This is a genomic window from Arthrobacter sp. 05L428, assembly GCF_056397665.1.
This window is the reverse complement of the sequence record NZ_JBFTNW010000003.1, coordinates 108,033-125,682: the sequence shown is the minus strand read 5'-3', so window position 1 is coordinate 125,682 and position 17,650 is coordinate 108,033. Positions and strand designations below refer to the sequence as shown.

Annotated in this window: 17 protein-coding genes, 1 tRNA gene and 1 pseudogene; 9 read left to right on the top strand and 10 right to left on the bottom strand. The window is 67.3% G+C overall.

Annotated elements, in window-relative coordinates; all coding sequences use genetic code 11:
• Positions 1-44 precede the first annotated feature (44 nt).
• Positions 45-917 carry an inositol monophosphatase family protein gene (locus tag AC1DH3_RS09215; RefSeq protein WP_476893129.1) on the bottom strand — a complete coding sequence of 291 codons (873 nt, stop codon included), beginning with the start codon at positions 915-917 and terminating at the stop codon, positions 45-47.
• Positions 918-1,025: 108 nt separating this feature from the next.
• Between AC1DH3_RS09215 and AC1DH3_RS09210 the strand changes: the two genes are divergently transcribed.
• A complete protein-coding gene (locus AC1DH3_RS09210) occupies positions 1,026-1,679 on the top strand; it encodes a hypothetical protein (RefSeq protein ID WP_476909125.1) in 654 nt (217 codons plus the stop codon).
• A gap of 258 nt (positions 1,680-1,937) precedes the next feature.
• Here AC1DH3_RS09210 and AC1DH3_RS09205 read toward each other — a convergent pair whose 3' ends face one another.
• On the bottom strand, positions 1,938-3,011 hold the full coding sequence (locus AC1DH3_RS09205) for a hypothetical protein (protein ID WP_476909124.1): 1,074 nt from the start codon (positions 3,009-3,011) through the stop codon (positions 1,938-1,940).
• A 201-nt stretch (positions 3,012-3,212) separates the two neighbouring features.
• Here AC1DH3_RS09205 and AC1DH3_RS09200 point away from each other — a divergent pair, with 201 nt between their 5' ends.
• On the top strand, positions 3,213-3,362 hold the full coding sequence (locus tag AC1DH3_RS09200; RefSeq protein ID WP_476909123.1) for a hypothetical protein: 150 nt from the start codon (positions 3,213-3,215) through the stop codon (positions 3,360-3,362).
• A gap of 149 nt (positions 3,363-3,511) precedes the next feature.
• Here AC1DH3_RS09200 and AC1DH3_RS09195 read toward each other — a convergent pair whose 3' ends face one another.
• The 6 genes from AC1DH3_RS09195 to AC1DH3_RS09170 form a co-directional block, all read right to left on the bottom strand.
• The gene (locus tag AC1DH3_RS09195; RefSeq protein WP_476909122.1) at positions 3,512-5,047 is read right to left on the bottom strand and encodes a putative bifunctional diguanylate cyclase/phosphodiesterase; all 1,536 of its coding nucleotides are present in this window, start codon (positions 5,045-5,047) and stop codon (positions 3,512-3,514) included.
• Positions 5,037-5,570, bottom strand: coding sequence for a DUF7793 family protein (locus tag AC1DH3_RS09190; RefSeq protein ID WP_476909121.1), 534 nt, complete (start codon positions 5,568-5,570; stop codon positions 5,037-5,039). The genes AC1DH3_RS09195 and AC1DH3_RS09190 overlap by 11 nt, the downstream gene beginning before the upstream one ends.
• Before the next feature lie 289 nt (positions 5,571-5,859).
• Positions 5,860-6,273 carry a hypothetical protein gene (locus AC1DH3_RS09185; protein ID WP_476909120.1) on the bottom strand — a complete coding sequence of 138 codons (414 nt, stop codon included), beginning with the start codon at positions 6,271-6,273 and terminating at the stop codon, positions 5,860-5,862.
• Positions 6,274-6,313: 40 nt separating this feature from the next.
• Complete coding sequence (locus AC1DH3_RS09180) at positions 6,314-7,693, bottom strand: PGAP1-like alpha/beta domain-containing protein (protein WP_476909119.1); 1,380 nt, start codon at positions 7,691-7,693, stop codon at positions 6,314-6,316.
• Between the two features lie 151 nt (positions 7,694-7,844).
• A complete protein-coding gene (locus tag AC1DH3_RS09175) occupies positions 7,845-8,729 on the bottom strand; it encodes a hypothetical protein (protein WP_476909118.1) in 885 nt (294 codons plus the stop codon).
• Between the two features lie 41 nt (positions 8,730-8,770).
• A complete protein-coding gene (locus tag AC1DH3_RS09170) occupies positions 8,771-9,565 on the bottom strand; it encodes a DUF998 domain-containing protein (protein ID WP_476909117.1) in 795 nt (264 codons plus the stop codon).
• Positions 9,566-9,650: 85 nt separating this feature from the next.
• On the opposite strand from AC1DH3_RS09170, the gene AC1DH3_RS09165 reads away from it, so the two are divergent.
• The 3 genes and pseudogenes from AC1DH3_RS09165 to AC1DH3_RS09155 all read left to right on the top strand — a co-directional run bounded on the left by AC1DH3_RS09165 (position 9,651) and on the right by AC1DH3_RS09155 (position 10,648).
• Positions 9,651-9,723, top strand: a tRNA-Arg gene (locus AC1DH3_RS09165).
• 1 nt (position 9,724) lies between these two features.
• Positions 9,725-10,198: pseudogene (locus AC1DH3_RS09160) on the top strand (DUF6314 family protein); the annotation flags it as partial.
• Between the two features lie 18 nt (positions 10,199-10,216).
• Positions 10,217-10,648: an NUDIX hydrolase gene (locus AC1DH3_RS09155; RefSeq protein ID WP_476909200.1), complete on the top strand. Its 432-nt coding sequence runs from the start codon at positions 10,217-10,219 to the stop codon at positions 10,646-10,648.
• On the opposite strand, the gene AC1DH3_RS09150 is transcribed toward AC1DH3_RS09155, so the two are convergent.
• Both AC1DH3_RS09150 and AC1DH3_RS09145 read right to left on the bottom strand, forming a co-directional pair.
• Entirely contained in the window at positions 10,645-12,558 is a 1,914-nt protein-coding gene (locus AC1DH3_RS09150) for an ABC transporter ATP-binding protein (RefSeq protein ID WP_441418277.1), read from the bottom strand. The two genes, AC1DH3_RS09155 and AC1DH3_RS09150, sit on opposite strands and share 4 nt — an antisense overlap.
• Positions 12,555-14,225 carry an ABC-F family ATP-binding cassette domain-containing protein gene (locus AC1DH3_RS09145; RefSeq protein ID WP_476909116.1) on the bottom strand — a complete coding sequence of 557 codons (1,671 nt, stop codon included), beginning with the start codon at positions 14,223-14,225 and terminating at the stop codon, positions 12,555-12,557. The genes AC1DH3_RS09150 and AC1DH3_RS09145 overlap by 4 nt, the downstream gene beginning before the upstream one ends.
• A gap of 260 nt (positions 14,226-14,485) precedes the next feature.
• Between AC1DH3_RS09145 and AC1DH3_RS09140 the strand changes: the two genes are divergently transcribed.
• From AC1DH3_RS09140 to AC1DH3_RS09125, 4 genes are all read left to right on the top strand, one after another.
• A complete protein-coding gene (locus AC1DH3_RS09140; protein WP_476909115.1) occupies positions 14,486-15,265 on the top strand; it encodes a hypothetical protein in 780 nt (259 codons plus the stop codon).
• 86 nt (positions 15,266-15,351) lie between these two features.
• Positions 15,352-16,086, top strand: coding sequence for a hypothetical protein (locus AC1DH3_RS09135; protein ID WP_476893141.1), 735 nt, complete (start codon positions 15,352-15,354; stop codon positions 16,084-16,086).
• Positions 16,083-16,823, top strand: a complete 741-nt coding sequence (locus AC1DH3_RS09130) for a hypothetical protein (protein ID WP_476909114.1) — start codon at positions 16,083-16,085, stop codon at positions 16,821-16,823. The genes AC1DH3_RS09135 and AC1DH3_RS09130 overlap by 4 nt, the downstream gene beginning before the upstream one ends.
• A complete protein-coding gene (locus AC1DH3_RS09125) occupies positions 16,820-17,605 on the top strand; it encodes a hypothetical protein (protein WP_476909113.1) in 786 nt (261 codons plus the stop codon). The genes AC1DH3_RS09130 and AC1DH3_RS09125 overlap by 4 nt, the downstream gene beginning before the upstream one ends.
• Positions 17,606-17,650 lie beyond the last annotated feature (45 nt).

Below are 17,650 nucleotides of genomic sequence, written 5' to 3'. Positions count from 1 at the left end.
GGGAGTGGGCACGTCCCTTCCGGCCGAGCGTGCGCCGGTGCGCCCTACCCGACGGAGCCTGACTCGAGCGCCGCCCGCAGCTGCCGCACCGCCGTCGTGCCTCCGGCCACGAACCACTCAAGTCCGTTGACGCGCACGACGTCGGTGGCGCCGCCGGCGGCCAGCACGATCGCCTGGCCCGGCAGCCAGTCCCACTCCGGGGAGCTGTGCTGGAACCAGCAGTCCAGTTCGCCGTCGGCCACCCGGCCGAGGTCGCACGAACCCGAACCGAACATCCGCAGCGCCGCCGCCGAGGTTGCCGCGGCGTGCCACGGCATGGCGCACATCGGGTCGGCCAGCCAGGTGGGATGGATGTAGGTGGCGGCGCCAAGCTCGGCGAGCGGCGTCTCCGCGCGGCCCATGCCACCTGCGTCGCGGGGCCGAAAACTCGTCAGCGCCTCACCGTTGAGGGTTGCCTTCCGGGCGGTGCCGCCGAGCCAGAGCTTGTCTTCCTCCGGCTGGAAGATGGCGCCGAGCAGTGGGCCGGAGGAATCCTTGAGCGCGATCGCGGAGCACCAGTAGCTTGAGCCGTGCAGGAAGTTGTAGGTTCCGTCGACCGGGTCGACCACCCAGGTCCGGCCGCTGCTGCCCCGCTCGGAGGCACCTTCTTCGCCGAGGACGCCGTCGTCGGGCCGGCAGCGCTGCAGCTGTTCGAGCACGTAGGCTTCCGCGGCGTGGTCCGCGGCGGTCACGACGTCGGAGACGGACGTTTTCCGCTGCCCCTCCAGTCCTGCCTGCCGCATCAGCAGCGCCAGATTGCCGGCCTCCCGCACCAAGGCCTCGGCGAGCTGGTAGTCGTCCAGTTCGGGGCTGAGTTCCGCGGTGCTGTGCCGGCCGAGCCGGTGCCTGACAAGTTCGTTGCTGCCTGATTCGCTCACGCGTTCAGCCTATCGGGCGCCCGGAGGTGCTGAACAGGCAGACCGGGTTGACGGTAGCCCTGCCTGCGACCGGCCGGTGTGGCGCCGGCGAGGGGCGATAATGGAGCCATGGCCAAGACACCCGCCCAGCGGATCAAGAAGCACGGCGCGAGCGCGGCCGTCCCCCAGCACCATCTGCCCGCGGTGATCAATCCCAGCACCACCCGGACCCCACAGAAGGCCCAGAGCAATAGCAGCCTGATCCTGATTGCGGGCGTCGTGGCGAGCCTGTTCCTGTTCTGGTACGTCCACCTGCTGACCCTGAACCAGCTCACCCAGCTCAGCGGCGGCCTACCGATGCCCGACTCGCTGCTCGGCGGCTTTGACCGGGGCTTTGTGGAGCAGCTGCGCTCGGCCATGGACGGGGACGCCCGCGGACAGCTCAACTATGTGCACAAGACGGCAGGGACACTGTTTCCGCTGATCTTCGGATTCACCTGGTTGCTGCTGATCGGCACGAACGTGGCTCGGAAACCGCTCCGTTGGGCGCTGTGGGCAGTGCCGCTGCTGTTCGCGGGTGTGCGGCTGTGGGGAAACGCGGCAATTGACGCCATGATGGCCGCTGACACGCTCGACGGCGGCCAGGTTGCTTTGGCGTCGGGACTCACCGTTGCTGGCTGGGTACTTCTTGTGCTGAGCCTTGTGGTCGGCGCCGCGGCAGTGTTCCTGGGCCGGAAGAACTCCTTCGCGCGGGCTCGTGCTTCGGGTTCCGCTCAGGCCTAGCCTTTCTGGATCCTTGGCCGGGTATCCACGGCCTTCCCGCTCCGCGGCCCCCGATGGACATGCCCACTCTCGGCCGCGACCGACGAGTATATTCCCTATATGCCCACTGCACGACGCCGGCGAGGGGCATGCTTACCCTGCCCGCCGGACCAAGAGCGTTGGGACCTCGGGACATGCCCACTCTTCGCCGCGACCGACGAGCATATTCCCTATATGTCCACTGCACGACGCCAGGGAGGGGCATATCCAGAAGCGGGCTTAGCTGCGGTCGAAACCCGTGACTCGGAGCAGCCATGACCACAACGAGGCCCGGCCCAGCTCGGCTTTGAGGAAGTCACGGGTCTGCTGGGCACGGTCAGGAGCCCCGGCACTTGCGAAGTGGGCGGCCGCCTCTGCGAGCGCGCGCCGCGCTGCCATCCTGTCGCCCGTCGCGAGGTATGCCCGCCCAAGAAGAAGGCAGGCATCTCCCGTATTTTGCGGTGTGGTTGACCCGGTTTCGCAGATTTCTTCGAGAATGTCGACTGCGGACTTTGCATCACCAGCCAGGTAACTCCAATGAGCGCGGTTGCGGCGCAACAGCAGCAAATCGTTATCGCTACCGCCGATGACGTCAGTGGCTAACTCGGCCCGCTCGATGCACCGCAGAGTATCGGGGTCGGCGACATTTGCAGCGAGGCGCATCGCAGCGGACGCCTTGTTGAATTTCGCCCAGACATCCAGGTCCCGGGACGGCGAAAAAGTTGCGGCGGCAAGCTCGTGGTAGCGCAAGCCCTCCTCTACGTTGTCGCAAAGAAACGCCACGTTGCCAATCACCCAGTAGGCCTTGCCCGCGAGTTGTTCATCCACTTCATCGGAGATGACAGCGGCGAGACCCTTACTTTCGGACCACGCCTCTTCCAGCTTGCCGGAGTCTGCGAGGGCAGCTATTAGGGCCTGCCGTGCCTTGACGTTGAAATCGATGTCAGCTTCGTCGATCGTTAGTTCAACAGCCGCCCGTGCTTCGGCGGCCGCTGACTCCAGCAGGCCAGAACCCTGGTGCGCTTTGGCGACAAGAACGTGGACCTGCGCCCGCAGCTGCGAGGAGATCGTATGGGACTCCATCACGATTGTCGAGGCAGCCTCAGCGCATGCTTCGAAGTTGGCGTCCGACAGGTAGCTCTCTGCCCTGAAATAGGTCATCGCCCGCCATGATTCAATATCGCCTTCACTCAACGCGATGTCGGCGGCGACACCCGCGCTCTTTGCTGCCTCGGAGAAATCATGGTTGCCCCGATGCTCCCGCGCTCGGAGCTCGGCCGCGGCGTACGCCGGCGAGACTGATTGTTGTCGCATGGGTCAATTATCGGTTCCGGGAGAGCCGAAGCCGGACAGCACACGCGAGCCACCGCCGTTGTAAAAGCGCAAGAGTTACGCGCGAATATCACAAGGTTTCACTAAATCGGAGAAATCGTTATCCCTTGGCGTGTTCTTACCGCATATACTGAAGCTGTACCACATGAGTCACATCAGCCTCTCACGTAACAGGAGTCCTACATGAAGAAAACCCTTGCTACACTCCTCGTCGCTGGCGCTTTGGCGGCTGCAGGCCTGTCCGCCACTGCCGCTGTCTCAGCCAGCGGCAGCAACTCGGGACAGGGCTCCGTAGTGGCAGTTGGCTACTGGCCGGACACCATCCGCAAGTAGACAAGTCAGCAAACCGCAAAGGGCGGGAGTCGGATTCACCTCCAACTTCCGCCCTTTGTCATGCCAGTCAACAAGCCAGCCGTCCAGCCGCCGTCGTTCGCCACTTCGGCAAGCCCGCGCCACTCCGGCACGCCCGCGCCGCTGCGTGGCTACTGCGAAACCGAGCTGTCCTGGCTGATGAGCGCCTCAACGGCCTCGGCGGGCGCCGGGCGCCCGAAGTAGTAGCCCTGGCCGCTGGCGCAACCCAGCCGCACCAACTCCTCGGCCTGCTCGGCCGTCTCAATCCCCTCCGCCACGGCCTTGAGCCCGCACGCATGGATCAGATGCAGCACAGCTTCGACAAAGCCGCCCTGTTCCGCATCCGTCCCGAGCCCGTCGATCAGGCTCTTGTCGATCTTGACCACATTCACGGGCAGCTTGCGCAGGTAGCTGATGGAGGAGTAGCCGGTGCCGAAGTCGTCGATTTCGAGCTGTACCCCCAGCTGCCGCAACCCGCTCAGGGAGTACTTGTCCACGTCGCCGCCGGTCACGGCCATGGACTCGGTCAGTTCGATGATGAGGTTCGCGGCATCCACACCCGTCTCGCGGAGGATGTCCTGGACGTGTTCGATGAGCTCGAGGTTCTGCAGCTCGGTGGTGGAGATGTTGACCCGGACGGAGAACTCGCTGTCCAGCGCCAGCCGGTCCTGCCAGTCCCGGAGCTGCCGGACCGCGTTGCGCAGCACCCAGTGCCCCAGCTCCACGATCATCCCAGTCTCCTCCGCCAGCGGAATGAACTGGTCCGGCATCAGGAGCCCGCGCTCCGGGTGGTTCCAGCGGACCAGCGCCTCGACGCCCTCGATCCGCCCGGTGGCGAGCTCCACCACCGGCTGGTAATGCAGCGTCAGCTGATCCTCAAGGATCGCCTCGCGCATCTCCGTGACCATCAGGCTCTGCAGCCTGCGGGCGTACAACAGCGCCGGTTCGAAGACCTTGATCCCGCTGTGCGGCTGCGCCTTCGCGGCGTACATGGCTGTGTCGGCTTCCATCACCAGGTCATCGGCGGACTGGCCCGGTTCGGCGACGCGGACGCCAATGCTGGTGCCGCAGGTGACCCGCAGGTCGCCGATCTCCAGGCTCTCACTGAGCGCTTTCAGGATCCGGTTGGCTACCCGCCGGGCCCGTACGAGGTTGGATTTAGGCAGCATGACGGCGAATTCGTCCCCGCCCAGCCTCGCCACGGTATCGGTGACCCGGACCGCGTCCTGGAGACGCCGGGCAATCACGCGCAGGACATCGTCCCCCGCGCTGTGTCCTAGCGTGTCATTGATGCCCTTGAAGGAATCAAGGTCAAGAATCAGCAGGGCAGGCGGCATCTCGCCGCGGGACGTCTCCGCCAGCGCGTGGCTGAGCACCGAGTTCAGCGCCGTCCGGTTGGCCAGCTGGGTCAACGGATCGGTCAGCGCCATCCGCTCGAGCTCAACCTGGGCCTGGCGCAACATGGCGGTCCGGCTCTCGACCCGCTCCTCGAGCTCCTGGTAAATGGTCTGCAGGTCATCGGCCATCAGGTTGATGCCCGCGATGACGGCGGCGACGTCGTCGCGCGCACCGGAATGAGGGATCCGGGTACTTAGGTCTCCGCTGGCAATCCGGACAATGCCCTCCACGAGCGCATGGAGCCGGGGGTCTGGAACATCACTTTTCACTCGTATAAGGCCTTAACCACTTGAGGGCTTCTATCCGCGAAAGGAAGAACTCCGCCGGGATCGTTTCGGTTCTTGAGCGCAGCAGGTAATGCGCAATGACACGGTCCACGGGGCTCTCGCCCACCAGTGCGAACGCCGACGCCGCGATGGAACCGGCGTAGACCTGGCGCGCTTCCACGCTGACGCCGACGACGCCGGAGATGACCAGCAGCACCGGAACCCTCTCGCCGCCGGCGAGCATCCGGACTGTTTCACCGGCCACCCGCGCTTCCGGACCCTCGATCTCTTGGTTCGGCGGGAGCGCGACTTCAATGATGCCGTCCTCGAGCAGCCGGACGCCGATGACGGGCTCCGCGGAGGCTTCCGTCGCGGGAATGACCGGCTCGGCCAGCCCCAAGTCCGCCAGGCCGAGCTCTGTCCGGGACCCGGACGAGGACGGCGTCCCGGCGTCGGGTGCGTCAATGACTGCCGGCGGTTCCTCGGGGATTTGCCCGTCCGGGGCAACGGGGGCTTCGACTGTCATCGGATGGCAATCCGACGGACAGAGGCCAGCCGCGAAGGGACACTGGTGGGGTCGCCGAAAGAAGTCGCTGCCAGGCGCGGCGCAACCAGCTGATCAGACATGTGCCCCCACAGACTACAAAGTCGGCAATTCGGCGTGCGCTGGACCCGTTCTCCCGCACGAGGCACCGGAACATTCCGGCGAATGCCCTCATGATAGTGCAAGTAGCCGTATATATGAGACATAAGACACCCCAGCGACACAGAATCGCCGAAAGCCCCACAGTTGCGCGGGCGCGGCAATTCCGTAATTACCGGGCGAAGTATTCGCGAATACTCGACAGCGAGCTTGAGCCGCTGTATCCGAGATCGGCGGGGCCGGCATGGACGGCGTCGTCGGGCGAAAAAATGCTAACCCCGAGGGTGCCGCCTTCCACGTCCTTGAGGCTGTCCAGCAGGGCCGGCATGGCCTGTTCCAACGTCTGGGTGAGCGCTGCCTTGTCCGCACTTTCACCGACCAGTTTCACCGTGATGAATTTGCCGGAGGTGTTGAGGTTGGCGTCGGCCTGGACGGCGGTCACGCCCGGGACGGACTTTCCGGCTTTCTGCAGGGCGGCCTCCAGCTGATCCGGCTCGGAGGGTCCGCCCAGGCCGCAGGCCGCCAGTGTTGCCGCGAGAATGCCCATGATCAGTGCTCCTGCAATGGGGTGGAATAGCTTCTTCATCGATAACTTCCGCTATGGTTCGGCGTCGGGCTGCTCACGCTCATTGCTTGCGCGAGATGCTCGAAACGGTGGAGCTGACCTGGCCGGGGTCCGTGGTCAGGAACTGCTGGGTCGACTCCCTTTGAGCGTAGTCGGCGATCGGTCCCTGGTGCTCAAGGCTGCCGGTGGACGTCACGTACTCGCCGCCGTCGTGGTAGCCGATCCCGGCAACGCCGGGCGCCACGGCGGGGTTGGGCAGTGTGACCTTGACCGCGCCGTTGTCCTGGCTGGCCGAAACACTTCCGTCCTGTCCCACCGTGAGGTCCCCGAGGTCGACTTTGGGGACTGGATCACCCGCGTGCTGCAATGCAAGAACGTCGATGCGGGCCGGTATCGGCGCAGAGTCCACCGGGGAGCCAAATGTCACGACGTTCGTCACATTGAACCGGTTGGTGAACGAATTGTCCGACGCCAGGGCGGCGGCAATCATGCCGCCCTGCGAATGGCCGGACAGCATCACGGGCGCCCCGTCCGGGATACCTGCGTTTTCCATGGCCAGGCGGACCGCCTGGGACGCCGTGGACAAGTTGCCGCCGGCCAGCTCCAGGTTGCCCGTCAGGTCGGTGGCGTTGGCAGCGCCGTCTGGGTACCAACGGGTGGTTCCGGGGATGCTCACGATGTAGGCGTCCGGTTCCCCGGGCTTGTGGATCGTGGTGATGCGGACCGCAGCGTCGGGTGTCGCAGGTTTGCCTTCGTCACCGTAGGCGGCATTGGTGGTCTGCAGGATCGCACTGATGGTCGAGGGCACCGGGGTGTTGAATCGGCCGTCCTTGTCCGTCCCGGCCGGTTCTCCGACCGGAACCGGGAGCGGCTCGCCAGCCACCGGCCGACCATCGTCGAGCAGATGCGGGTTGTAGGTACCCACGCTCAGCGCGGTGGCGGCCAGGGAGAGGACTCCGGCCCTGAGCAGGACGCCGTTCGATGCGAGTTCGGTGAGCGAAGGGGGCTCGCCGGTGCTCAGCCACCGCATTCCCATGTCTCCATAGTGGCCGACTTGGTCCAGCACGTTGGACTGGGCATCCATCAGGTTCCTGACCGGCAGGGGCGCGCCGTCCTGGAGCCAGTTCCAGCCGAAGTCGCTCGCGGCTCCCACCGTGCTGAGGACCTTGCCGCCCTGGTTCCAGAGATCCCCTGCCGTGTCGGCAACGCCGCCCGCCAGCCGGTCGAGTCCCAGTCGGTGGAAAAGGGAGCCGCCGCCGGCACCGCCCGCATCGCCGGACCCGCCGCCGGACCCGTCGCCGGAAAGGCCGCCGGAAAGGCCGCCGGCCCGGCGCCGTGGTTGCTGGCTTCGAGCTGCTCTTCGACGTTGCGCCGCACTGCGCCCGACGCCGCCTTGAGCGCGTTTCCCGCCCCGGTCAGCCGCTGCCGGTGCCCGGCCCATTCATCCTTGAACCGCTGGCCGTCTTGGCCGGCCCAGGGGGCGGCGGCAATGGCGGGGGTCAGGCTGGCGCTCAGCGCCAGCAGCCGCTCGCCGGCCCGGTCCAGTTCTTCGCTGAGCCGGCGTCCGGACTCCACATCCATTCCGTGCAGGCTCATCGTTGCGCCGCCTGACCCGCGGAACCGGCGAGGAACTCGCGCGCTCCGAGCAGCCGCCAGAACAGTTCCCTGGCCACATCCCCCGGCGGAACATCCACCATCACGAGGGAACGGCCGCCGTCGTCGCCGCTGGTCCGCACCGAATAGAGCTTTTCCGACAGGTGCCAGAGATCCGCGGCGCGGAAGGCAGGCGCGGTCCCGGGCGGAGCCGCCACCACGTCCAGGTGCACGGTGCAGCGCGGGGCCAGGACGGCGTCCTTCACGTCCTGCTGCAGCTCGGCGCTGCCAACGGCCTGAAGCTGCTGCGGGCTGACCGGCGTGCGGGTGCCGTCCAGGCCTCGGGTGACGTCCAGGCCGCGGGCGCTGCCTGGGCCGGCCTGGAGCTCCGTGAAGCCCGGAAGAATCCGTCGCACGGCGGACCAGGCGTGCCGCTCCTCGAACAGGGCCACCTCGACGACGTCCTGGATCCCGGTCACGGCCGTGCCCGCGTCCGTGGTCCGGATCCGCCGCCGGTAGGAGACGGCGATTCCGTGCCCGCCAGCCAGGCCCAGGTGGGTGTGCGCGGAGTGCTCCCCGGTTCGGGCCACGACAGTGACCCGGATCGGGGCACTTACGGCAATCAGCACCGCCAGCAGCCATTGCTCCGGCATCGTGCCGTCCGGGCCGACAATGCCTGCCTCGCGAAGTTCCGCGTCGAGTCGCCGAGTGTCCGCCGGCTCCAGCGAGCCCAGCGCCAGGGCGGTTGAGGACTGCTGGTAGGCGGCAAAGTCGATCTCCGGTTCGGCGGCAAGTGCCCTCAGCGCCCTGTCAACGGCGACCGCCCAGGCCAGCCCGCTGATCTCAAAAATGTTGAGATCAGGATCCCCAATACTTTGCAGCACGATTCCCCCAAATAGTTCAGACCGTGCGCTCACCCTACTGGCTAGGCGCGACCGGCGGGATGGGGAGAACTCCCCTGCACGCGCGCACGCTTCCGCACAACGAGCTCCTGCCGGACGCGCTGCGCGACGACCAGTCCCAGTGCCGCCGTGCCAATCGTGATGGGATACCCCATCAGCCGTTCCAGCGTGCCGGGTTCCGGAACCCGCATCCCGGTCGCTCCGCCGGCGATGAGCGCGGCCAGGGCGACCGCGCCGCAGGCAAGGATGAACCAGCCCAGCGGTGTCTGTTTGCGCCAGAGCCAGCCGACCAGCAGGAGGGCCAGACCTCCCGCGGCGAAGTACATGAGCGCTCCGGCCACGTGCCAGCCGGAGCCGGCGTCTTCCGGCACCAGTCCCACGATCACGGTTCCGGCGCCCGCGGTGATGCTGAGCGAACGGGCGCCAAACGCCGCGGCCGACGGCGACCGCCGGCCCGGGGCCACGGCGAGCCTGGTTCCGGCCCGGGCGGCAACACCGATCACGGCCGAGCTGAGCAGCAGCGCCCCGACCATCATGCCGATCCCCTGCACCACGAACGAGGCATTCATCAGCAGGTGCGCCGGCGAGCAGACGTCGCGGCCGGAGAATTCGCCGCAGCCAAGGGCGCCGAGATCGCTGATGTAGCCGGTGCGCCGGCTGTACGGCTCCCGGCCCGCCCAGGCGCCTATCACCGCCGCCTCGGCGACGAAATACTGCAGCACGCTCAATTTCGCGAGCGCGCCGAGATAAAACCGGGCGGAGGCCACGTCGGGGATGTAGATGAGCTCCCGGAAAACCGTCGGGGCAGAGGCTGTCATGCCAAGAGCGTAGTACGCGCCCCCACCTTGTATGCTTGTATCCGTGTCCCGACGGGCCGGCCGAAGGCCGCCCGCCTGTTCGCCCGCCCTCGTAGCTCAGTGGATAGAGCACGGCTCTCCTAAAGCCGGTGTCGTTGGTTCGATTCCAATCGAGGGCACTTGGACTCCCAGACGCCGGGCGCCGGCCCGGAACCTGACCAGCCCGCTGAGCCGCGCTTTGAACTGCGCGCCTACCTGCTGGGCAACTGGAGCGTGGACCGCACCATGCTGGACCGGGCCACCGGCAGCCGCGGCACCTTTAACGGCGTCGTCCGTTTCACCGAAACCGACGACGGCGGCCTCCGCTTCCGCGAAGAAGGCACCGTGCAGTGGAACCCGGCCGGCGGTGCACCCTTTACCGGCCCGGCAAGCCGCGAGTATCTGCTCAAGCCCTCGGCAACACCAGCGACGATGGACATGTTCTTCCCCGACGGCCACCCTTTCCACCGCATCGGCTTCGGCGGGCAGGACAACCGGGACCAGCATTGGTGCGATCCCGACACGTACCGGGTCGGGTACACCAAGCTCGGTCCGGATGACTTCCGCTACCGCTGGGATGTCACGGGTCCAGCCAAGGATCTGCTGCTCGAATCCGTGCTGCACCGAGCGGCCGTGAATCCCCGCATCGTGGTGTCCGCCGTCTGCGTCTTTGACGACGCCGGACGCCTCCTCACCGTCCGCAAGCGCGGCACTGACAAGTTCATGCATCCGGGCGGCAAACCCGAAGCCGGTGAATCCGCGGCACAGGCGGCGTCCCGGGAACTCGAGGAGGAAGTCGGCATCATAGTGGCGCCCGAGGACCTCGAACCCTTCGGACGTTGGCTGGCCGAGGCCGCCAACGAGGCCGCCACGCAGATCGAGGCCACGGTGTTCACCGCGCCCACGTTAGTTAATGCTGCAGGCAGCTGGACCGCGCACCCGTCGGCGGAGATCGCCGAAATCCGCTGGCTGGACCTGGCCGCCGGTCTGCCGGACGACCTGGCTCCGCTGCTTACGGACCATGTTCTGCCGGCCCTCGCCGCGAAGGCGCCCCGGAAGAGCTAGAGTTCCGGCACCGCCTCAGCGGCCACCGCGGTGGCCTCGGCGAACTGGGTCCGGTAGAGCTCTGCGTAGCGCCCCTCCGCGGCGAGGAGTTCGTTGTGCGTCCCGCGTTCCACGATCGTGCCGTCCTCGACCACCAGGATGGCATCGGCGGCGCGGATCGTGGAAAGCCGGTGCGCGATCACCACGGCGGTGCGGCCTTCGAGCGCCGCGCCCAGCGCTTCCTGCACCGCGGCCTCGTTCGTCGAGTCCAGCGCGGCCGTGGCCTCGTCCAGGATCACGACCCGCGGCTGGGCGATGAGCAGGCGGGCGATGGTGAGCCGCTGCCGTTCGCCTCCCGAGAGTCGGTAGCCGCGCTCCCCCACCACGGTGTCCAGCCCGTCCGGCAGCGAGCGGATCATGTCCTCAAGCCGGGCCTGGCGCAGCACGTCCCACATCAGCTCTTCGCTGGCGCCCGGGCGGGCCAGGCGCAGGTTGGAGGCGATGCTCTCGTGGAAGAGGTGCCCGTCCTGCGTGACCATGCCCAGGGTTTCGCGCATCGAATCGAAGGTGAGGTCGCGGACGTCCACGCCGGCGCCGGACCCCGCACCGCCGAAGCGGACGGCGCCCGAATCGACGTCGTAGAGCCGTGAGAGCAACTGCGCGATGGTGGACTTGCCGGCGCCCGAGGAACCCACCAGCGCCACGGTCTGGCCCGGTTCCACCCGGAAGCTGATCCCGTGCAGCACTTCCTCGCCGCCGCGGGTGTCCAGCGTGGAGACGTCCTCGAGCGAGGCCAGCGAGACCTTGTCCGCCGAGGGGTAGGAGAAGCGGACGTCGTCGAACTCCACCGAGAGCGGGCCGCGCGGCGATTCCACCGCGTCCGGCTTCTGCTGGATGAGCGGCTTGAGGTCCAGGATCTCGAAGACCCGCTCGAAGCTGACCAGGGCGCTCATGATTTCCACCCGGGCGTTGGACAGCGCGGTGAGCGGCGCGTACAGGCGGGTGAGCAGCAGTGCCAGCACGACGACGTCGCCCGCGGCGAGCTGCCCGCCAAGGGCCAGCCAGCCGCCCAGGCCGTAGACCAGCGCGAGGGCAAGGGCCGAAACCAGGGTCAGGGCCGTGACGAAGGTGAACTGGAGCATGGCGGTGCGGACGCCGATGTCCCGCACCCGGCCGGCGCGAAGCGCGAATTCGTGGGATTCCTCGTCGGGCCTGCCGAAGAGCTTCACCAGGGTGGCGCCGGGGGCGGAGAAGCGTTCCGTCATCTGCGTGCCCATGGCGGCGTTGTGCTCGGCCGCCTCGCGGCGCAGCTCGGCCAGCTTGGAGCCCATCCGGCGGGCCGGGATGAGGAAGATTGGCAGCAGGATCATGGCCAGCACGGTAACGAGCCAGGACTTGTTCAGCATCACCACGAGGGTGAGGGCCAGCGCCACCACGTTGCTGACAACACCGGAGAGCGTGCCGGCGAAGGCCGACTGCGCGCCGATCACGTCGTTGTTGAGCCGGCTGACCAGCGCCCCGGTGCGGGTCCGGGTGAAGAACGCGATCGGCATCTTCTGCACGTGGTCGAAGACCTTGGTGCGCAGGTCCACGATCACGCCTTCACCGATGGTCGAGGACAGCCAGCGCGTCACCAGCCCGATCCCGGCCTCGGCGACCGCCACGATCGCGATCAGCACGGCCAGCCAGATCACGGTGCCGGCGTCCGCCTTCGCGATGATCGCGTCCACCACCTGGCCGGCGAGCACCGGCGTGGCGACCGCGAGGACCGCCATCACGATGGACAGCAGCACGAAGGCGATCAGCCGGCCCCGGTGCGGCCGGGCAAAGCCGAACACGCGCTTGAGCAGTTCCTTGGAGAACGGCTTGGAGCCGCTCGAGGCGCGGGTGATGTTGTAAAGGGAGCTCCAGGCAACCCGGTCCATGCTCATCGGTTGGTACCTTTCGGGGCGCTCGCGCCCAGCAGTTCGGTGACGACGCCGTCGACGACGTTCCAGCGCACGTCAAGGCGCACGTTTTCCAGCAGTCGGCGGTCGTGTGTGACGAGCAGCAGGGCGCCGTCGTAGCTGTCGAGGGCTTCCTCCAGCTGCTCGATCGCGGGAAGGTCCAGGTGGTTGGTCGGCTCGTCGAGGACCAGCAGGTTCACTCCGCGGGCCTGCAGGAGCGCCAGCGCGGCCCGGGTCCGTTCGCCCGGTGAGAGCGAGTCAACGGGCCGGGCAGTGTGGTCGGCCTTGAGCCCGAACTTGGCCAGCAGGGTGCGCACCTCCGCCGGGGTCTGGTCGGTCAGCACGGCTTCAACGGCGTCGGCAAGCTTGAGGTGCCCCGCCAGCAGCCCGCGGGCCTGGTCGATTTCCCCGACCGCCACCGAGGCGCCCATGGAGGCGTCGCCGGCGTCGGGCCGCTGCACGCCGAGCAGCAGGCGCAGCAGGGTGGACTTGCCCGCCCCGTTGGGCCCGGTGATGCCGATCCGCTCGCCGGCGTTGAGCTGCAGGTTCACCGGCCCCAGGGTGAAGTCCCCCTGGTGTACGACGGCGTCCCGCAGGGTCGCGACGACGGCGCTGGAGCGCGGCGCCGCCCCGATGCTGAACTGCAGCTGCCATTCCTTGCGCGGTTCCTCGACTTCCTCGAGCCGGGCGATCCGTGATTCCATCTGGCGGACCTTCTGCCCCTGCTTTTCCGAGGACTCGGTGCTCGCTGCCCGGCGGATCTTGTCATTGTCCGGGCTCTTCTTCATCGCGTTGCGGACGCCCTGGGAGCTCCATTCACGCTGCGTGCGGGCGCGGGAGACCAGGTCTGCCTTGGTGGAGGCGAACTCTTCATAGCGTTCCCGGGCGTGCCGGCGGGCCACGGCGCGCTCCTCCAGGTAGGCCTCGTAGCCGCCGTCGTAAACCGCGACGGAGTTCTGCGCCAGGTCCAATTCCACGATCGTGGTCACGCAGCGGGCCAGGAACTCCCGGTCGTGCGAGACCAGGACGACGCCGCCGCGCAGTCCCTGGACGAAGGCCTCCAGCTTGGCCAGGCCGCCCAGGTCGAGGTCGTTGGTGGGCTCATCGAGGAGCACGATGTCAAAGCGGCTCAACAGGAGGGCCGCGAGCGCCACCCGGGCGGCCTGCCCGCCGGAGAGCCCGGTCATCGCGGCGTCGGGTCCCACCTCGAGGCCCAGGTCCGCCAGTACCGGCGGAATCCGCTCTTCCAGGTCCGCGGCGCCGGACGCCATCCAGCGGTCGAACGCCACCGAGTACGCGTCCTCGGAACCCGGGGCGCCGGTTCCCAGCGCCTCCGCGGTGGACTCCATGTCCGCCGTCGCCTGGCCGCAACCGGTGCGCCGGGCGATGTAGCCGGCCACGGTTTCGCCGTCGATCCGTTCATGCTCCTGCGGCAGCCACCCGACGAACGCGTCGGCCGGGGCAAGGCTCACCGTTCCCTCCTGCGGCTGGTCGACGCCGGCGAGCAGCCGCAGCAGCGTGGACTTGCCGGCACCGTTGGCGCCCACGACGCCGACGACGTCGCCCGGCGCGACGGTGAGGGAGAGTTTGGAGAAGAGAGTCCGGTGGTCGTGACCACCGGAAAGGTCCTTGGCAACAAGGGTTGCAGTCATTAGTCCATTCTCTCACTGAGGCCCAAAACGGACGGCCGCAGGCAGCCGTCAGGGGCCGGAAATTCGTAGCAGATCCGCCGACATCCCGCCGGGCATAGAAGAACCCGCTGGTCCGGACTTGGGGGGTGTACGGACCAGCGGGTTCGAGCATCTAGCATAGTTGAATTGGGTCCCACGGCAAAATTGCCAGCGTCTCGGACCCTCGTGAGTGAAGACGCACAACGGAAGCACGTGCGGACGCGCTGGAAAAGGAAACGCCCATGATCAGTGCCCTGCAATGGTTCGTCCTGGCTGTCTGTGCCCTGATCACCTTCCTCCGCCTGCCAGCGGCGCTGCGCGGAGAAAACCGCTCGCTCTTCGGCATTTTCCTGCTTGTCACGGTGGGCATGGTGCTGAGCATCCAGTGGAGCTACACGCTGATCGACGGTTTCCTGGGTTCCTACAACTACGCCAACCTGGCGCTGCGCTATGTGGTTTATGGAACCGTCCTGCTGGCCGGGTACAAGATTGTTAAGGGCTTTGAGAACACCCACAGCCTCCGCCTGCTCCTCGGCCCCGTGGGCCTGGCGGCGCTGGCAACCATCTGCCTCGCCACCGCAGTGCCGTTCCTGATGGCGAATACCGCCGGCACCTCAGTGGGACTGGCCACGCTGCCGGACCAGAGCGGCCCTAACCGCCAGCTGATCGCCCTCTATACGACGGCCGGCCGGCTCTACCCGGCATACGTGGCGGCCTGCCTTCTGCCGGCGACCATCAAGGCCCTTCGATCCCGCCTGCCGGGGCTCGTTCGTGGCGGAGCGGCACTCCTGACGGCCGGATCCGCCGCCATGATCCTTCTGCCCATCAGCGACTTCCTGCCCCAGCGCCTGGCCTTCATCCAATACATCATCAGCTTGGTTGGGGTGCTCGGGCTGATGGTGGGCCTGTCCCTGATCTGGCTGGGAAGGGTGGCCGCGCGACGCGGCCCGCGAAACTGCCCGTCCTTGGCCGACGCGCACCGCGGGCAAGGTCAAGAAAAGATCGCGGCTGAAGAATTATGATGATGTGAGGGTTGCGGCACCGCGCTTCTCCGGCGGTGTAGCGGCCCAGCAGCTAAGTCCGCGCAAGACCCTGCAGAAAGTCATAGATGGCACTACCCGCCAAAGCGTTTCAACTCTGGCTCCATGGCGTTGCCCCGGCAATGAGCACCGCGGACATTTGCAGGATCTCCGGCGTCAAGCGCACCACTTTGGCACAGCAACTGGTGCGCGGCAAGGTCGCCGAAACCACCGTGGTGAGCATCAGCCGGGCCCTCGGCCTGAACCCCGCTGAATCGCTCGCCGACTTCAGCACGTACGCGGACCTGACCCGGCTTGCCCAGCCGCCCACCCCGGCGGAGCTCGTCAGCCAGGTCGCCACCATGGACCTGCTGCGGGCCGTCATTACCCGTTCCGCTCAGGACCACGAGAACGGCACTGGGACGCTCCGCGTGCTCAGCCCGGCTCCGCACGCCACCTCGGTGCGAAACTGGGTGGACGCCATCGACGACGGCGAACTCCGCCACCGCGTTTCCGCCGCTACCGGCGTCGCCCCGCAGAACTATTCAGCCCAGCTGACCGCGAACCGGCTCTCGCCGGAACTTGCGGTGGCAACCTCGCGCGCCGGGGGCGTGGGCTTGACGGGCGGCCTCGTCGCGACGGGGCTCATCACCGAGGCCGAAGCCGGCTGGCCCGCGGATGCCCGGCAGTCCGCGCTGGATGCACTGTCCGACGGCGAGCTGGTTGCCTTGGCCGGTGAGCGGCTCCAAGCCCTGGGCAAGACACTCCGCCGCCAGGAGCAGGAGCAGGCGCAAGCCGAAAAGATCTGGGAGAACCTCGGATGAACGTCGGCGCCCTGCAATGGAGCACCTTCGCAGTGTGCACCCTGGTGGTGCTTGCCCGGATCCCCAGTGCCCGGCGGGGTGAAAACCGGCCCGTCTTCTACGTCCTTGTCCTGATCATGTTGACCATCCTGCTGAGCATCGAGGGACCGTACCAAGCAATTGACCAGGTGCTGGGCGGTTTCAACATAGCGAATCTGGTGCTGCGTTTCATTGGGTTCGCCGCGGTGTTCTTCCTAGGCCTCCAGCTCGCGAAAGGCTCCAGTGCCGACGATGCCCGGCGCTTCCTGACGGGTCCTTTGGGGATTGGTATGGCGCTACTGTCGTGCGCCGCCGTCACCATCCTGTTCTTGATGATGGACACGGCCGGGTCCTCCGCGGGACTTGCCGGGGTGGCGGCCAGAAGCAGCCGCAATGCCGTGCTGGCCGAGTACTACGGCGCCGCCGGAAGGCTCTATCCGGCCTTCGTCCTGCTGGCCCTGCTGCCCGCGCTGGCCAGGACGGCCATCGGCAGGCTCCCGCTGATTATCCGCGGCAGCGCCGTTGCCCTGGGCATCGGGTCCGTGGCCATCGCATTGACACTGGCATTCCCGATCATTCCGGCCGGGCTGTCCAGCTGGGAGTTTGTCATCAATTACACCGGCATTCTGTGCCTTGTGCTCGGGCTCGTTCTGATCTGGGTGGGGCGTCTGGCGGCCAAGCGTCCGCCGCGAAGCCGGACCCCCGGAGCAGATAGATGACCGCGGTCCTGCAGTGGTCGGCCTTGGCGATCTGCGGCGCCGTCGCCCTAGCCCGCGTCCCCGACGCCATCAAGGGCCGCAACCGGTCAATTGTTGGCGTCTTCCTCCTCTCGGCCGGCGCGATCCTGCTGAGCATCGATGGCCCGTACCTGGCCGTCGACGCGTGGCTTGGGAGCGCCAACTACGCAAACCTCATCTTGAGGTTTCTCGTATACGGGGCGGTGGCCTTGGCCGGCTACCGCACCGCGAAGGCCTTCGGTGACGGGAACGGCCTCCGCCGCGTCTCAGGGCCGTTGGGGCTGGCCGTGCTCGGCGCCATCGCAGTTGCCACTGCGGTTCTGTTCCTGCTGGCGGACACTACCGGCTCCTCCACCGGCCTCAACGGGCTGCCCCTGCGGAGCGCGGAAAACGCCCAGCTAATCGGACTGTACGCGACAGCCGGGAGGGTCTACCCCGCCTTCGTGGCAGCCTGCCTGGTGCCTGCTACGCTGCGTGCCGTCAGGGGGCGTTTGCCGGCCGCGATCCGGATCGGTGCCGGGCTCTTGTCCTTCGGGTACGCAGCACTGATTGCTGCGGCCCTGTTTCCGCTCTTTGCGCCAGGCTCATCCGGGGTCCAGGCGAAGATCAACTTCACCGCCGCGCTTGGCCTCAGCATTGGTCTGACCGTCATCTGGCTGGCGCGGGTCGCGGCAACCCGGCAGCGGCCGGAGAGGGCGGCGGGAAAAGCCCCGCGACTCCAAGGGTCATCAACGAAGACTCCGGGTGAGATTGGACGCGACTAGGTGAGAGAGTTCAAGGGCCCGCGGCGCCGGGAGCCCAAGCCGGAG

Excerpts from the sequence above, each read along its gene's own strand:
- AC1DH3_RS09200 (WP_476909123.1), top strand. The coding sequence starts at position 3,213 with ATGAAGAAAACCCTTGCTACACTCCTCGTCGCTGGCGCTTTGGCGGCT.
- AC1DH3_RS09210 (WP_476909125.1), top strand. The coding sequence starts at position 1,026 with ATGGCCAAGACACCCGCCCAGCGGATCAAGAAGCACGGCGCGAGCGCG.
- AC1DH3_RS09150 (WP_441418277.1), bottom strand. The coding sequence starts at position 12,558 with ATGAGCATGGACCGGGTTGCCTGGAGCTCCCTTTACAACATCACCCGC.
- AC1DH3_RS09145 (WP_476909116.1), bottom strand. The coding sequence starts at position 14,225 with ATGACTGCAACCCTTGTTGCCAAGGACCTTTCCGGTGGTCACGACCAC.
- AC1DH3_RS09130 (WP_476909114.1), top strand. The coding sequence starts at position 16,083 with ATGAACGTCGGCGCCCTGCAATGGAGCACCTTCGCAGTGTGCACCCTG.
- AC1DH3_RS09205 (WP_476909124.1), bottom strand. The coding sequence starts at position 3,011 with ATGCGACAACAATCAGTCTCGCCGGCGTACGCCGCGGCCGAGCTCCGA.
- AC1DH3_RS09180 (WP_476909119.1), bottom strand. The coding sequence starts at position 7,693 with ATGGGCCGGGCACCGGCAGCGGCTGACCGGGGCGGGAAACGCGCTCAA.
- AC1DH3_RS09185 (WP_476909120.1), bottom strand. The coding sequence starts at position 6,273 with ATGAAGAAGCTATTCCACCCCATTGCAGGAGCACTGATCATGGGCATT.
- AC1DH3_RS09135 (WP_476893141.1), top strand. The coding sequence starts at position 15,352 with ATGGCACTACCCGCCAAAGCGTTTCAACTCTGGCTCCATGGCGTTGCC.
- AC1DH3_RS09190 (WP_476909121.1), bottom strand. The coding sequence starts at position 5,570 with ATGACAGTCGAAGCCCCCGTTGCCCCGGACGGGCAAATCCCCGAGGAA.
- AC1DH3_RS09140 (WP_476909115.1), top strand. The coding sequence starts at position 14,486 with ATGATCAGTGCCCTGCAATGGTTCGTCCTGGCTGTCTGTGCCCTGATC.
- AC1DH3_RS09170 (WP_476909117.1), bottom strand. The coding sequence starts at position 9,565 with ATGACAGCCTCTGCCCCGACGGTTTTCCGGGAGCTCATCTACATCCCC.
- AC1DH3_RS09125 (WP_476909113.1), top strand. The coding sequence starts at position 16,820 with ATGACCGCGGTCCTGCAGTGGTCGGCCTTGGCGATCTGCGGCGCCGTC.